Origin of the sequence: Streptomyces sp. Ru62 (assembly GCF_002920615.1) — a bacterium.
Lineage (GTDB): Bacteria > Actinomycetota > Actinomycetes > Streptomycetales > Streptomycetaceae > Streptomyces.
Genome location: NZ_PQSU01000023.1, coordinates 70113 through 84574 on the forward strand (window position 1 = coordinate 70113; position 14462 = coordinate 84574).

At 70.7% G+C, this 14462-nt stretch carries 17 protein-coding genes; 8 read left to right on the top strand and 9 right to left on the bottom strand.

The window, feature by feature from the left end:
* Position 1: 1 nt before the first annotated feature.
* The 3 genes from C3492_RS28605 to C3492_RS28615 are packed head-to-tail and all read right to left on the bottom strand — an operon-like array spanning position 2 to position 1634.
* Positions 2-274, bottom strand: coding sequence for a DUF6510 family protein (locus C3492_RS28605; protein WP_103815431.1), 273 nt, complete (start codon positions 272-274; stop codon positions 2-4).
* Between the two features lie 29 nt (positions 275-303).
* Positions 304-1026, bottom strand: coding sequence for an FAD-binding oxidoreductase (locus tag C3492_RS28610; RefSeq protein WP_103815433.1), 723 nt, complete (start codon positions 1024-1026; stop codon positions 304-306).
* A 2-nt stretch (positions 1027-1028) separates the two neighbouring features.
* On the bottom strand, positions 1029-1634 hold the full coding sequence (locus C3492_RS28615; protein ID WP_219822100.1) for a sulfite oxidase-like oxidoreductase: 606 nt from the start codon (positions 1632-1634) through the stop codon (positions 1029-1031).
* A 221-nt stretch (positions 1635-1855) separates the two neighbouring features.
* Here C3492_RS28615 and C3492_RS28620 point away from each other — a divergent pair, with 221 nt between their 5' ends.
* Both C3492_RS28620 and C3492_RS28625 read left to right on the top strand, forming a co-directional pair.
* Entirely contained in the window at positions 1856-2842 is a 987-nt protein-coding gene (locus tag C3492_RS28620) for a helix-turn-helix domain-containing protein (protein WP_103815437.1), read from the top strand.
* A 128-nt stretch (positions 2843-2970) separates the two neighbouring features.
* Positions 2971-4098, top strand: coding sequence for an ABC transporter substrate-binding protein (locus tag C3492_RS28625; protein WP_374938383.1), 1128 nt, complete (start codon positions 2971-2973; stop codon positions 4096-4098).
* 119 nt (positions 4099-4217) lie between these two features.
* On the opposite strand, the gene C3492_RS28630 is transcribed toward C3492_RS28625, so the two are convergent.
* The gene (locus C3492_RS28630; protein ID WP_103815441.1) at positions 4218-4943 is read right to left on the bottom strand and encodes a bifunctional 2-polyprenyl-6-hydroxyphenol methylase/3-demethylubiquinol 3-O-methyltransferase UbiG; all 726 of its coding nucleotides are present in this window, start codon (positions 4941-4943) and stop codon (positions 4218-4220) included.
* 180 nt (positions 4944-5123) lie between these two features.
* Between C3492_RS28630 and C3492_RS28635 the strand changes: the two genes are divergently transcribed.
* Genes C3492_RS28635 through C3492_RS28645 form a run of 3 tightly spaced genes read left to right on the top strand, consistent with a single transcriptional unit; the run spans position 5124 to position 6131 of the window.
* A complete protein-coding gene (locus C3492_RS28635) occupies positions 5124-5450 on the top strand; it encodes a PadR family transcriptional regulator (protein ID WP_103815443.1) in 327 nt (108 codons plus the stop codon).
* Entirely contained in the window at positions 5447-5803 is a 357-nt protein-coding gene (locus tag C3492_RS28640; protein ID WP_103815445.1) for a DUF1048 domain-containing protein, read from the top strand. The genes C3492_RS28635 and C3492_RS28640 overlap by 4 nt, the downstream gene beginning before the upstream one ends.
* Before the next feature lies 1 nt (position 5804).
* Positions 5805-6131: a DUF1048 domain-containing protein gene (locus C3492_RS28645; RefSeq protein WP_103815446.1), complete on the top strand. Its 327-nt coding sequence runs from the start codon at positions 5805-5807 to the stop codon at positions 6129-6131.
* A 131-nt stretch (positions 6132-6262) separates the two neighbouring features.
* Here C3492_RS28645 and C3492_RS28650 read toward each other — a convergent pair whose 3' ends face one another.
* From C3492_RS28650 to C3492_RS28665, 4 genes are all read right to left on the bottom strand, one after another.
* Positions 6263-6796 (bottom strand): DUF4863 family protein, encoded by a 534-nt coding sequence (locus tag C3492_RS28650; protein ID WP_103815448.1) that lies wholly within the window; start codon positions 6794-6796, stop codon positions 6263-6265.
* A 125-nt stretch (positions 6797-6921) separates the two neighbouring features.
* Complete coding sequence (locus tag C3492_RS28655; protein ID WP_103815450.1) at positions 6922-7608, bottom strand: TetR/AcrR family transcriptional regulator; 687 nt, start codon at positions 7606-7608, stop codon at positions 6922-6924.
* A gap of 509 nt (positions 7609-8117) precedes the next feature.
* The gene (gene wrbA, locus C3492_RS28660; RefSeq protein WP_103815451.1) at positions 8118-8732 is read right to left on the bottom strand and encodes an NAD(P)H:quinone oxidoreductase; all 615 of its coding nucleotides are present in this window, start codon (positions 8730-8732) and stop codon (positions 8118-8120) included.
* A 222-nt stretch (positions 8733-8954) separates the two neighbouring features.
* Complete coding sequence (locus C3492_RS28665) at positions 8955-9929, bottom strand: GlxA family transcriptional regulator (protein WP_103815453.1); 975 nt, start codon at positions 9927-9929, stop codon at positions 8955-8957.
* A 135-nt stretch (positions 9930-10064) separates the two neighbouring features.
* Here C3492_RS28665 and C3492_RS28670 point away from each other — a divergent pair, with 135 nt between their 5' ends.
* The 3 genes from C3492_RS28670 to C3492_RS28680 all read left to right on the top strand — a co-directional run bounded on the left by C3492_RS28670 (position 10065) and on the right by C3492_RS28680 (position 13080).
* Positions 10065-10703 (top strand): HD domain-containing protein, encoded by a 639-nt coding sequence (locus tag C3492_RS28670; RefSeq protein ID WP_181140596.1) that lies wholly within the window; start codon positions 10065-10067, stop codon positions 10701-10703.
* Between the two features lie 25 nt (positions 10704-10728).
* A complete protein-coding gene (locus C3492_RS28675) occupies positions 10729-12072 on the top strand; it encodes an MFS transporter (RefSeq protein ID WP_258055940.1) in 1344 nt (447 codons plus the stop codon).
* 81 nt (positions 12073-12153) lie between these two features.
* Positions 12154-13080, top strand: coding sequence for an NADP-dependent oxidoreductase (locus C3492_RS28680; RefSeq protein ID WP_103815586.1), 927 nt, complete (start codon positions 12154-12156; stop codon positions 13078-13080).
* Between the two features lie 129 nt (positions 13081-13209).
* Here the strand turns inward: C3492_RS28680 and C3492_RS28685 are convergent, their stop codons facing one another.
* The gene (locus tag C3492_RS28685) at positions 13210-14412 is read right to left on the bottom strand and encodes an erythromycin esterase family protein (protein WP_103815456.1); all 1203 of its coding nucleotides are present in this window, start codon (positions 14410-14412) and stop codon (positions 13210-13212) included.
* Positions 14413-14462: the final 50 nt, after the last annotated feature.

Consider the following 14462-nt stretch of genomic DNA (forward strand, 5'->3'; position numbering starts at 1 on the left):
TTCAGGCAGTACGGAACCGGAAGGCGCCCGTCCCGCTGCCCAGGGTCAGCCAGATGTGGTCCTCCTCCTTGACCAGGCGCAGCGCGACATGGGCGCACCCCGGGCAGCGGGCGGTCATCCCCGGTTCGGGGCCGTAGAGGTGGAGTTGCGCCAGAGTCCCGGACCGCCGGCAGTTCGGGCATCGCCACCAGGCCGTGGTGGGCTCCACGGAGAGGATCTCCGACAACGGGCCGGCAAGAGCGTTGCCGTCGAGGAAGGCGGCGGGGTCACCCATGAGAATCTCCCCTGTCCGGAGCAGAAGGGTCAGCCGAAGCGTTCGGTGCGGATGGTCGCGGGTTCCTTCCCCTGACCGGCGAACAACTCCACGAGCAGGTCGCCGACGGCCTCCACGAATCCGGTGGAACCGCAGACGTAGACGGGACTCACCGGATCCAGGCGCGCCGTCGGCTCCCGCAGGTCCGCCGCCGTGATGCGGCCGGGCGCGCGGGAGGTGCCGTGCGGGGTCCGACGGGTGTGGACGAACCGGATGTCGAGGAACGGGCCGCCGTCGACGAGCTCTTCGCGGTACCAGATGTCCTCGGGATCGCGCACGGAGTACACCAGTTGGAAGAGGCTGCGCGAGCCCGCCGAGCGATGGGCGCGGATCATGGCCATGAGCGGTACGACACCGGAACCGCCCGCCACCGAGAGCACCGGCTCGGTCTGCTCCGGGCGCCACACGAACCAGTTGCCGAGCGGTCCGCGTATCTCGACCTCCTCGCCCGGCGGCAGCTGGTCGGCCAGGTAGGGCGAGACCTCGCCATCGGCCACGGCCTGCACGCCCAGTTCCAGCCGGTCGTCGGCGGCGGGCGCGGCCAGGGAGTAGCTGCGCACGGCCTGGTAGCCGTCGTCGGCCGTGAGACGCACATCGACGTGCTGGCCGGGCAGGTGGCCGGGCCAGCCGGGCACGGTGAACACCAGCGTGCGGGCGGTCGCGCTCTGCGCGCGGCGCCCGACCAGCCGCGCCGGCAGCCAGCCGAGAGCCATGGTCAGTCGCCCCAGTGACGCTGCTCGCGCCAGGGGTCGCCGTAGTTGTGGTAGCCGGCGGACTCCCAGAAACCCGGGTCGTCCTCGGGTGTCAGCCGCAGTCCGCGCACCCACTTCGCCGACTTCCAGAAGTACAGGTGCGGGACCAGCAGTCGCGCCGGTCCGCCGTGCTCGGGCGAGAGTGCGTAGCCGTCGTAGGTGTGGGCGATCCATGCCCTGCCACCGAGCAGGTCGGCGAGCGGAAGGTTGGTGGTGTAGCCGCCGTAGCTGTCGACCACCACGTACTCGGCGGTCGTCTCCACTCCTTCGAGGAAGGCGTCGAGGGACACTCCGCGCCAGCGCGTGTCGAACTTGGACCAGCGGGTGACGCAGTGGATGTCCGTCACCGTGTCCTGCTGGGGCAGGGCCATCATCTGGTCCCAGGTCCAGCTCCGCGTCTCACCGAGTTCCGTGGTGAGGGTGAAGGACCACGCCTCGGTCGGCACCCGCGGAGTGGGACCGGCCGACAGGACGGGGAACGACTCGGTCGGATACTGTCCGGGCGGCAGCCGTCCCGCCAACGCGTGGGGTCGTCCTCGGAAGCCGGGTGAGAAGGAAGTCAACGTCATCTCCTGCGCGCTGTGACCCGCCGCTGGAGGAGCAGGGCGCTCCTTCTCCAGTCTCGGACCACACAGGCGGCTCGACCACTCGGGCCGGGACCGGGGTGGAACCGCTCGCCGGTCATGAACACGACCCGCTCATGGGTGGACATTCCGGCCACCAGGCGTAAGGGTGGGCCCAATGCCGGCCACAGCCTCCTGTTCACCGCACGCCTCGTGGAGGAAGAGCGATGCCCGTCATTGTGTCCACTGCGGAGCTGTCCGCCGCCGACCGGGTGGAGCGGTGGCACGAAGCGGTGACGAACACCTTCATACCGCTCGGTGTCGATCTTCTTGAGGAGGAGCCGTCACCTGCCGACATCGTCAGCGACCGGCTCGGCGTCCTGCGCATCTCCCGTGTCCAGGCGGGGCCGCAGACGGTGACGCGGAGCAGACGCCTGATAACCGGCGAGGACCAGGAATTCATCATCCTCACTCTCCAGGAGCGAGGTACCGCGATGAAGGAACAGGACGGGCGGCAGTGCGTGGTCCGGCCCGGCCAGTTCTCCCTCTCGGATTCCTCCCGCGCGTTCCGGAAAACGCTCCACGAGAGATTCGCTTTCACCTCCTTCCATTTTCCTCGCGAAGTGCTTTCCGTACCGCCCGAGGACCTGCGGCTGCTGACCGCGACCACCTTCACCGGCAGTGAGGGGAGTTCGGCCGTCCTGGCCCAGTACTTCACGGGCCTGGCACGCGTGGCGGCCGACGTCGACGACGCCGTCGGCCGCCAGCTCGCGGTCACCGCGCTGGATCTGCTGGCCCTGCTCATCGACGAGCGCCGCGGCCGTCTGTCCCGGCCGCACTCGGCGACGGCTGCCGCCACTCTGGTGCGCGTCAAGGACCACATCATGAGGAACCTCGGCGACCCCGACCTCTCACCACGCACGATCGCCGCCGTTCACTTCATGTCCGTGCGCTACCTGCACAAGATCTTCGAGCAGGAGGGAACCACGGTGGCCGGATGGATCCGGGCGCAGCGCCTGGAGCGGTGCCGCCGTGACCTCCTCCGCCCCCGGGCACTGGAGACCGGAGTGGCGGTCATCGCACGACGGTGGGGCTTCGTGAGCGCCGCCCACTTCAGCCGGGCCTTCCGCGACGCCTACGGCATGACACCCCGCGAGTGGCTGGCGTACGGTCTGTCGGACGCACGGCGGCCAGGAGGAGACGTGGCCGCCTGAGGCCCCGCTCCGTGGACCGGGGCCGGGCCGCGCAGCCCGGCGGACGAATAATCGGTTGCCGATCGGCGGCGGTGGTGGCTGCAATGCCCGGCATGGACACCCGGGTGCGCCGGCCACGGCGAGACGAGATGAACGCGTACCACCAGGCCTCGCCGCTCCGCGCCCCGGACGGCCGGCGACCGAGCGGACCGTCCGTCCGGATCGGCGCCCTCGCCCCGCTGACTCGGCCCGGCTGGGCCGAGGCGGGCCGGCACCTGCTCGCCGGACTGGAGCTGGCCGTGCGCGATGTCAACGACGCCGGCGGGATCGCCGGAAGGCCACTGGAGCTGGTGGTCCGGGACACCGCGGCTGATCCTGACAGGGCCGCGGCGGCCGTGGACGAACTGGCTCGCCCGGGTGTGGCCGCCGTGGCGGGGGAGTACCACAGCGTCGTCGCTCGCACGGCCGCCGCCCGGGCCGACGCCCTCGGCCTGCCCTTCCTCTGTTCGTCGGCGGTTCTCGACGGGCTCACCGAGCAGCCGACGCAGTGGGTCGCGCGCCTGGCCCCGCCGCAGTCGCGCGGCTGGCGGCTCTACGCGGACTTCCTCCTCGGCGAGGGTCACCGCCGCATCGCCGTGGCAACCGAGCCGAGTGTGTACTGGGCATCCGGGGCGCGCGTTCTGCGGGACCGCCTCGCTCCGTACGGCGGCACCGTCGTCGAACTCGACATGCGCGCGCTCACGCCCACGGAGGTGTGCGACGAACTCGTCGACAACCGCGCGACAGCCCTGCTCCTCCTGGTCGGCCATCCGGAGCCGGCGGTGCCGATCGCCGAGTCCGTCCGCCGGGACCAGCGCCTCGCCGGGCTGATGATCGGTGCTCCGGCCGGGCAGCCGGAGTTCGCCGAATGGGCGGCGTTGCTGGGCGAGGACGGCGCCGGTATCCCGTTCCTGCGTTACCTGCCCGAGCGCCTGACTCCGCTCGGCGCACGAGTCGGGACGGCCCTCCGCGAGCGGCTGACCGCAGCACCCTCCTTCGTCGCCTTCGAGGGCTACGACACGATCGCCGTCCTCACCGATGTGCTCCGCTCTTCCGGCGCGGACCGGACGCGCACCGCCGAATACTGGCCGGGCGTCGCGGTCGAAGGCACCCGCGGGCCGATCCGCTTCTCCCGCGTGCCGGGCATCGGCGTGTGGCAGTGGGACGGGGCGCCCATCCACGTCGCTGACCGCGACCCGGCGCACCCGGACCGCTTCCGCATCCTTCGCACCGGCTGAGAACAGCCGCCCTCGCCGGGGTCGTGCGTGGACATCCTGCAGTGGCCGCAAAAGGCGAAGGTGTCAGCAGCCGCTGCTGTTCAGACGGGCGTGTGCCGTCTGGCGTGGATCACTGCGGCTCAGGGGCGTCGTGCCAGGAAGACGAACTCTCTGCCTGGCCGGTCGGGCGCATCGCGCACCTCCTGCACCACGTACCCGTGCGCGACCAGGTCCGACTCGACCTCGTCCCGATCCCGGAAGCGCAGGGTGGAATCCGACGTCAGCACCTGTCCGTCCGCTGCGAAGACGTAGGTCCAGCGGAAAGTCACGAGAGGCGGGCTCACCTCGATCAGCTGGACCCAGGTCTCGACGGAGCCGACACCCGGGATCTCCGTCACGCGGTAGGAGGTCTCGCGGGTCCATTCTTCCCAGGCGCGTCCGGTCGGATCACGTGTCTCGAAGACCAGGTGCCCGCCGGGCCGCAGCGCTTCGTGAGCTCCCCGCAGCGTCTTCCGCCATGCGTGCGGATCGGCGATCGCCTGGGCGACGTTCGCTGTCATCGTCGCGAGGTCGGTCCGCAGCGGCGGGAGGGCCGTCACGTCACCGCAGAACCACCGCACGCGGTCACTCCCCGGTTTGGACCGGGCGACGTCGATGGACGCCCGGGCGGGATCGATGCCGACGACGTCGATCCCGCGGTCGGCCAGAAGCAGGGCGAACACCCCTGTGCCGCAGCCGATGTCCAGAACCTGGCGCGCCCCGAGCTCCTCCACGATCCGGAGGTAGGCGTCGAGGTCACTGCGGTCGGGGTCGAGCGGATCGTAGATCGCGGCGAGTCGTGGATGCGCGAAGCATTCGTCTGCCATGCGGCCGAACGTATGTGGAGGCGGCCCCGAAGGGCTACCGGGTTTCGTCGGATTCAATCGGCCCGGCTTCTCGGGCGCGCTTCGAGTCCGCCGGAGGTACTGCCGTCCTCCACTACTCGGTGATACCGTATAGCAGTACTCGGTAGCACCAAGTACCGAGGGGGCTCAGGAGGACCCGCGATGGACGACCTGACGGAGATGCTGAAGGGCACGCTCGAAGGGTGCGTGCTCGAAATCATCGGCAGCGAGGAGACCTACGGGTACGCCATCACCCGTCGGCTGAACGAGCTCGGCTTCGCCGACGTCATCGAGGGCACGGTCTACACCATCTTGCTGCGGCTGGAGAGGAAGGGACTCGTCCAGGTGACGAAACGACCGTCCGGGGTCGGTCCGCCGCGCAAGTTCTATGCGCTCAACGACGCTGGACGCGAGGAACTCGCGAAGTTCTGGGCGAAATGGCAGTACGTGTCATCACGCATCAACCGGCTCAAGGAGGGCGGGAGATGAAATTCTGGGAGACCATCACCGGCAGCGATCTCACCAGGGAATGGCAGGCGTTCGAAGCCCGGGCCGAGGCCCTGCCGGACGACTACCGCGCGGCGTGGGAACAGATCAAGGGCCACCTCTTCCCCCATGCGGACTTCACCGGCCGCAACCTGACGCCGATCCTCGACGCCGCCCTGGGGCTGCTCGAAGAAGCAGCGGCGGACGGGCAGAGCGTCCAGGAGGTGCTCGGCGACGACATCCGGGCCTTCTGCACCGCGCTGGTCGGTGGAGAAGGGGCTCGCACCTGTCGCGACCGGTGGCGCGAGCAGTTGAACAGGAACGTCGCAAGGAAATTGGGCCGGCTGGGAGGCTGACATGAGCATCCAGGACATCATCGAGGGCAAGAAGCAGTGGCGTGCGCACATGGCCCGGGTCAAGGCGCTCCCGCCGGACTACCAGATCGTCTACAAGGAGATGCAGAGGTACCTGTTCAAGGTCGGACCGGTCGACCTGTCTGACGGGCCCCTGCTCCCCGGGATCGTCGACTTCTTCGAGGAGGGTGTCGCCGCGGGCAAGGGAGTCCTGGAACTCATCGGCGACGACGTCGCCGCGTTCTGCGACGACCTGGTCAAGGACTCTCCCACCTATGCGGACGTCTACCAGGAATCCCTCGGCGGGGAACCCGGCACGGCCGAGAAGTGACACCCGCCGTCCCGTGCCAGGGGGCATGGGACGCCCCCGCGGTTCGTTCACCGCGCCGCAGCGCGAGCAGCGCGGGCCGACCGGCCGCCAGAAGCTGCCGCAGACAACTGCCCCCTTCTCCCGGGAGCCTCCTACGCGGCGGTACCGGCGGGCCGGGAAGGGCGGATGTCGTAAGAGATGCGTCCGGCGGGGAGGTAGAAGAGGGCGATCAGCGCGCCTCCTCGCACCTCGGGGTAGTGGTGGCTGCCCGGAGCGGGTGCGGTCCAGCCCGGTCCCTGCCAGCCGTTCGGTCCCGCCAGTTCGGCGCCGGGGTCGACGGGGACGACCAGGTTCAGCTCGCCGTAGGGGTGCGCGTGGTACTGGCCGCGGTAGCGCTCGACGCTGTCCATGTACACGGCGGTGATGCTGAAGTAGTGGGTCTGCTCGGTCGGTTCGGCGATGCGGCTGCGTCGGTAGCGCGGGCCGTCGACCTCGATGTTCGCCGCCCAGCCCTCTACCAGGACACCGATCCTGATCAGGCGCGCCAAGTCCTGGTAGAGCCCGCTTCCGGGACCGTAGGTGGCGTTCAGCCAAGCCTCCAGGTCCTTGCCGGCCGTACGGTTCCTCACCTCGTCCAGGAACGGGATGCTGCGGTCGACCAGTGCCTTGCGGCTGTCCTCGCTCATGCGCGGGTCCTCTCGTGTCGCCAGGGGTCCGACCCGACCACCATCCTCCCGCTTTTCGTTACAGTCAATAGCTGTAACGTAAGAGGGGCAGCGGGTGCTCACTGTGAGGCACCGCTGGACCTTCCTCAGGCGGAGTGGCTTTCCCCGTCCACGGCGAGCGTGGGCCACACGGCTGCGACGACCCGCTCGGCGAAGTCGGCCGGCACGTCCCGGCCGGTCCGCAGGTAGTCGGCGAAGTAGCTGCCGAAACAGAGGGTCACGATCATGTCCAGGTCGACGTCCTCACGCACCGCGCCCCGGCGCTGCAGCGAGACGAGCGTCATCAGCAGTTCCTCACAGCGAGGGCGTACGGCGTGTTCCCGTAGCTGCTCCAGCAGGCCCGGCACCCGCTCCACCTCGGCCATGAAATTGCCGTGCAGGGCCATGGCCCGCTCGTTGTGATAGCGCGGGTCGAGACGGCGCACCGCCTCGACGAGCGCCTCGCGCGGAGCCAGCTGGTCCATGTCCAGCGGAGGGTAGGCCTCGCGCTGCTTGCGCAGTCCGTAGTCCAGGGCGTCGATGACGAGGTCGTACTTGTTCGCCCAACGCCGGTACAGCGTGGGCCGGGTGACGCCGGCGTCGGCGACGATGTCCCCGATCGTCATGGACGCGTAGCCATCCGTGGCCAGTCGCTTGCGCGTGGCCTGGATGATCGCCTCCTCGATCGCCGGATCCCGAGGCCGGCCACTGGCGGGGGCTGCCTGCTCCGCGCCCGAGCGCCCGCCGCGCTCGCCGGCCCGCCCATCGGAACGCGTCGTCCTCGCCTTCGCCATCTCATCCCTTCCCGACACACAGGGCCAGTCGGAGCCGGGTCGCGCATCCGCTCCCCGCCGCACCAGCACCCTACGCGAAGTCGGGGGAGCGTCCCGGGGTGGACCGAGGACGCACCGCAGGTCCGGGGCAGGGGCCACCCGATGCCACGACGGTGGCCGCCCGGAAGCCGGTCCGCCGCAGTGAGGACCGGACGGCACCGGGGGCCGGAGCCCGACCGGTACCGGCGGCCGTGAGTGCGATGACGAGCGCGTCGCCGCTCCAGCCGGGCCGTGCGCTTGCACCGGCCCGGCTGGAGCGGCGACCGATGCCTGATCGCCGCAGCTGTCTGCGGCGGAGCACCACCGCCTGGCGTACCCGCCGCAGGCGGCACGGCGGCACCTGGCCACTCCAACACGTCGTAGGCCAGGGAGAGATGAGACGCGCGGGGGCGTTCCTTGCGCGACATCTCGCGGAAGGAACGCCCCGGCCGCACGCGGCACTCACACTGGCGAGCCGCGCGTCAGGTGTGTCAGGCGAGGCCGGCCTTCAGGGCGGCGGCGACCTGAACCACACGCTCGGCCTGGTGGCGGGCCGCGTTGCGGGTCTGCTCGCCGACGGGGTTGTTGCCCTGGGCGTCGACGTGCGACGTACCGTACGGGTTGCCGTCGACGAACTTGACCGGGTCGGTGTAACCGGGGGACACGATGATCCCGCCGAAGTGGTGGATGGAGTTGTACAGGGCGAGCAGCGTGGACTCCTGGCCACCGTGCGCGGTGGCGGTGGTCACGAAGCCGCTGTAGACCTTGTTGGCCAGCTTGCCCTGCGCCCACAGGCCGCCGAGGGTGTCGATGAACTGCTTCAGCTGCGACGAGATGTTGCCGAAGCGGGTCGGAGTGCCGAAGACGATCGCGTCCGCCCACTCGACGTCGGCGGTCGTGGCCTCGGGTACGCCCGCGCTCTCCGCGGCGTGGGCGGCCCACGCCTGGTTGGAGGCGATCGCGGCCTCCGGAGCCAGCTCGGCGGCCTTCAGCAGGCGCACCTCGGCGCCCGCCTTCTCGGCCGCCTCCGAGATCTCCTTGGCGATCTCGGCCGAGAAGCCGGTGGAGGAGTAGTAGATGACGGCGAGGCGGACAGGGGTGGTCATGGAGTCGTCTCCGATCCTGAGGATGCGTGCAGTGCGCCGTGGCGGACGCAGGTCACCTGGGGCGCAGGTGCCGTGCGGGCACGTTGTCCGACGCGGTAGGTGAATCTTAAACGAGTTTGTTCAATCGTCAACCACCGGGCTGTCGCCGTGCCACCCCGCGGGCGTCGTCGTGCCACCCCCACTGGCGTCGCCGTGCCCCCCGCCCGTGCCGCCGGTCGGACGCTACTCGGCCTGTGCGCGGCGGGCGCTGGCGAAGCGGCGCTGGTAGGCGGCGGGGGAGATGGACAACTCCCGTGCGAAGACGCGCCGGAGACTCTCGTAACTCGGGAAGCCCGCCAAGGACGCCGCCTGGGTCGCGGTGTACCCCTGGTCGAGCAGCGACTTCGCGATGTCGAACCGGATGGACTCGACGTACCGCGCCGGCGTGGTGCCCAGTTCCTCCCGGAACAGCCTGGTGAGGTGACGCGTGCTGAGGTTGAGATGCCCGGCGAGTTCGGTGAGGGAGTGGTCGCCGGTGGGATCCGCCGTGACCAGGTCGACGATCCGGCGCAGGGCGGGCGACCGGGGCGGCGGCCCCTGGAGCGGGGCGGAGAACTGCGACTGGCCGCCTGCCCGTTGCAGGTAGACCACCAGGGAGCGGGCCACCTCCCGGCTGACGTCGGGACCGTGGTCCTCCTCGACGAGGGCGAGCGCCAGGTCGATGCCGGCGGTGACTCCCGCCGAGGTGTACGTCGTGCCGTCGCGCACGTAGATGGCGTCGGGTTCGACGCGGGTCTTCGGGTGCCTGGCGGCGAGTTCGCCCGCGATCTTCCAGTGGGTGGTCGCCCGCTTGCCGTCCAGAAGGCCCGTCGCGCCCAGGACGAAGGCACCGGAGCACACGGAGGCGACCCGGCCGGAACGGGCCGCCAGATCCCTGGCGGCATCGACCAGATCGCGCGTGACCGGGGTCCTGGGGTAGACGTCTCCGCCCGGCACCAGGAAGGTGTCCGGGTCCGGCTCCGCGGCGGCGCCGCCGTCGACGGCGATCCGCATGCCGATGGAGGAGGCGACATCGGCACCCGTCGTCGACACCAGGGCGATGCCGTAGTCGGCACCGAGGAGATTCGCCTCCCCGAAGACCTCGGCGGGGCCGACGACGTCCAGCAGTTTGACCCCGTCGTAGACGAGGATCGCCACACGATGCGTGTCGGAGCTCACAGAGCCATCCTGAGGTGACTGGATTCGAGTGGTTCATGGCCGGACCGAGGCGGCGCCGGAGGCAGCACGGTCGGCACCGTGGAGAGCGGACGCACCGTCCACTCGTAGCACATCGCACCGGAAAGCACGGACATCATGACCGACATCATCGCAGGCGTGGAAATACCCGAGACATCGGCCGTCGCGGAGGCCACGGAATTCCTCCGGGAACGGACGAACCCCCTGATCTTCCACCACTCCCGGCGGGTGTTTCTCCTCGGTTCCCTGCATGCGCGGAAGCTGGATCTCCGTCCCGACCCGGAGTTGCTCTACATCTCCGCGATGTTCCATGACACGGGCCTTCTGATCCCGTTCTCCGACACGCCACAGCGTTTCGAGGTGGACGGCGCCGACCACGCGCGGAAGTTCCTGCTCGACCGCGGGTTCTCCGAGAGCGCCGCCGAGGTGGTCTGGATGGCGATCGCGCTGCACACGACCCCGGAGATCCCCGGCCGCATGGGCCCCGAGATCGCTGCCACCAACTACGGCGTGCTGACCGACGCGATCGGCTGGGGGATGGACAGACTGGAAGGCGACCAGCTGGACGAGATCGTCGCTGCACATCCGCGCGGAGATTTCAAGAAGGAATTCCTGCAGGCATTCTTCGACGGTCTCAAAGACCGCCCGGACACCACATACGGCACCATCAACGCCGACATCCTGGAACACTTCGTTCCCGGATTCCGCCGTACGTCCATGGTCGAGCGCATCAACGATGCTCCCTGGCCGCGGTGACCCGGCAGCGGCCGGGCACGAGTCGATGCGACCGCCGCGTCCCCGCCGCGGTCCCCGCCGTCTGAGCCGGCCTGCCGCCTTCGGCGTGCTGACGGTCACCACCGTCGTACTGATGGCGACCGCGAGCGCACCCTCGCCGATCTACCCCCTGTACCGGGAGCGCTGGGACTTCTCGGTCACCATGGTGACGGTCGTCTTCGCCGTGTACGTCGTGGGGCTGCTCGCGGCCCTGCTGGCCCTGGGGCCGGTGAGCGACCGCCTGGGACGCCGTCCCGTGCTCCTCACCGCGCTCCTGCTGGCGGCGGCCGGCACGGCGATCTTCTGGACGGCCGGCGGTGTCCTGTCCCTGGTGATCGCACGGACGGTGCAGGGCGTCGCCACCGGAACGGCCGTCGGAGGGCTGGCCGCCGGGCTCGTCGACTTCTCCCCGGCGAGGCGTCCGCACGCGGGGACCACGGCGACGGCGGTGGGGACGAGTGTGGGCCTGGCCGCCGGCGCCGCGGTCGTGGGCCTGCTGGTCCAGTCGGTCGCCCACCCGGACACCTACGTCTTCTCCGTCCTCACCTGCGCCTTCCTGCTCCTCGCGGTGACCGTGTGGCACATCCCCGAGACCGTCGCACGGCCGGCGGGCGGGCCGATCCGGCTCCGCCCGAGGGTGCGCGTCCCGCCCGGCGCCCGGCACCGGTTCCTGGCCGCCGTACCCGCCCTCGTGGCGGGCTGGTCCGTGACCGGGCTGTTCCTCGCACTGACCCCCTCGGTGGTCGCCGGTGTCCTCCACGTCACCTGGGGAGCCGCCGGCGGGCTCGACATCGCCGCGCTGTTCCTGGCCGGCGGTCTGGGCGGCATGTGGTCCGCCCGGCACACGGTACGGCGGGCCACACTGCTGGGAGCCGTCCTCCTGACCCTGGGGTCGGCTGGACTGGCCGTGGCCATCGCCCTGGCGTCCCCGGTCGCCTACGCGGGCGGGGCCGTCGTGGCGGGGACGGGCGTCGGCCTGACGTACAACGGCAGTCTCCGCGCCATAGGCGAGGTCACCACCGCGCAGTCACGATCGGAGGTGTTCTCGGCCGTGTACGTCGTCAGCTATGCGGCGCTGAGTCTTCCCGCCCTCGCGGCCGGCCTCCTGGCACCGGCACGCGGCCTGAGGACCACCAGCTTCCTCTACATCGCGTTCGTCGGCGCCCTGTCGCTGCTCGCCCTGGTCCACGCGGCCCGGTCGGGGGCCGGCGGGCCCTCGGGGCGCGACACAGGATCGCCACGCCGCGCCGGCGCTTCCACCGCCTGCGCCGGCCGTACCGGTCAGACGGGGCCCGCTGTCGCACATCGCTCACCCACGAGCGGCGACGGTTCCCCGCCGAGCAACCGCTGAAGTCCTCCACCTCTCACCACAACCAAGAAACTCTCACCACACACCAAGAAACTCTCACCACACACCAGGAAAGGAGTGCTCGTGCGAGCCATCACCGTCCGGGACCGCGAAGCCGGGATCACCGGACTGACCCTGGAAGACCTGCCCCGTCCCCACGCCGCCGAGAACGACGTCATCGTGCGGGTGCACGCCGCGGGCTTCACCCGAGGAGAGCTCGACTGGCCCGCCAGCTGGACCGACCGGGCCGGCCGCGACCGCACCCCCAGCGTCCCCGGCCACGAGGTCTCGGGGGTGGTGAGCGAACTCGGCTACGGAACGACCGGTCTCACCGTCGGCCAGCGCGTCTTCGGACTGACCGACTGGGCCCGCAACGGCTCGCTGGCCGAGTACGTCGCCGTGGAAGCCCGTAACCTCGCCCCGCTGCCCGCCGACGTCGACCACACGGTGGCAGCCGCACTGCCGATCTCCGGACTGACCGCCTGGCAGGGGCTGTTCGACCACGCCCACCTCGTCACCGGGCAGACCGTCCTGATCCACGGCGCCGCCGGCGCGGTCGGCTCGATCGCCGTCCAGCTCGCGCACCAGGCGGGAGCCCGTGTGGTCGGCTCCGGACGCGCCGCCGACCGGGACACCGTCCTCGGCCTGGGCGCCCACGAGTTCCTCGACCTGGAGGCCGGCCGGTTCGAGGACGTCGGCCAGGTCGACGTCGTGTTCGACGTGATCGGCGGTGACATCCTCGACCGCTCGGCCGCGCTGGTGCGCGCCGGCGGCACGCTCGTCACCATCGCCCACCCGCCCACCGTGCGCCCCGACGACGGACGAGCCCTGTTCTTCGTCGTGGAACCCGACCGGGTACGCCTCGCCGACCTGGCCCAGCGACTGCGGGACGGCCGGCTCCGGGTACGGGTCGGCGAGGTCCGTCCGCTGACCGAGGCAGCCGCCGCTTTCACCCGCAAGCAGCGCGTCGCCGGCCGCACGATCATCCGCGTCACCGAGGACCGAGGGTGAGAAGGCCGGCTGTCCTGGCACCCCACCGCAGAGGCGTGCCATGAAGCTCGGTCATACGTGGGCTTTGATCTGCCGCGCAGGGTGTCCGAGCGCGGCGGGTGCCGCGGGCGTGGGCTCACGCGGCCGGGGCTACTTCTGCGTGACGTCCTTGACGAAGACGACGCCGTCGGTGCTCGCCAGATGGGCCGGGTCGAGTGGGGCGTAGCCGAACCAGGGGGACACGCGGGGCGCGGGGCGGCTGCCGTCGAGGGCGGCGGCCAGCCGTGGGGCGTCCATGACGCAGCGGTCCTCCGGGAGCGCGTACAGGAGTCCTTCCAGGGTGCCCGGCGGCGGGGTGTCCACCCCCTGGTGCCGGATCGTGCCGAGGGCCGTGGCCACGAAGGCGTACTCCTCGCCGAGCTCCGCGCTCACCAGCGCACCGGCGCTCCACCACTCCACCGGCCCCTGCCACATCTGCATCCTGCTCTTCTCCCGCTGGAGATGGGAGTTGTGGGCGTGGACGAGGGCCGGGCCCCGAGCGGCGAGGGCGAGGAGGTTGTGAGCCATCATCGCGTCCCGCAGCGCGCACAGCCGCGTCATGCGGGCCGGTGAGGCGTCGGCCATCCAGTAGTGGTAGCGCAGCAGTCCGGTGGCGGTGCGCCCGTACAGACGCGCCCGCTCCCACTCGTCCCGCGAGGTCGCCGCGATCAGGTGCGGGGCCTGCGTGTCCAGCAGCGTCACCAGATCGTCGGCGAGCAGCCGCAGCCGGCCGGCCTCGGCCGACTGCCCCACGGACCGGGCCGGGTCCGTCATCGCGGCGGGATCGGTCCACCGGTCGTCCGCGCCGAGCAGGCGGTCGAGTGTCTCCCCGGTGGAGGGGAGCAGTTCCGCGTCCACCAGGGCCGCGAGGTGGTCGTGGAGCGCGGCGAGGGCCTGCCGGGGACTCGCGGCGCCGGTGATCTCCAACGGGCCGTCGAAACCGGCGAAGCGGAGCCGCTCGGACGCGGGGCGGCCGTCGTTGTGGGCGCGCATCCAGCGCACGAGCTCGCGGTTGGCCGCGGAGGTGCCCCAGCCGTGGCTGAAGCCGTGCTCCATGACCTCGTCGAGCGTGCCCGTGCCCGAGGTGACGTAGTCGTCCACGACCAGACCCCTCATGCAGTCGCTCTCGATCGCGATCGTCCGGTAGCCCTCCTCCTCGACGAGCTGCCGGAAGAGCTCGTTGCGCAGGTCGAGCAGAGTGTCCTCACCGTGCGTGGGCTCGCCCAGGGCGAGAAGCCGCGGCCGGGCGGGGAGCAGCCTCATGACGGCGTCCGCCTCGACGGCCTGGGCGGTGCCCTTGATGTCAGTAGCCATGCATTAAACGGTATCTTTGAACCTTCGATGGAAGGTTTTCCGCAATATCG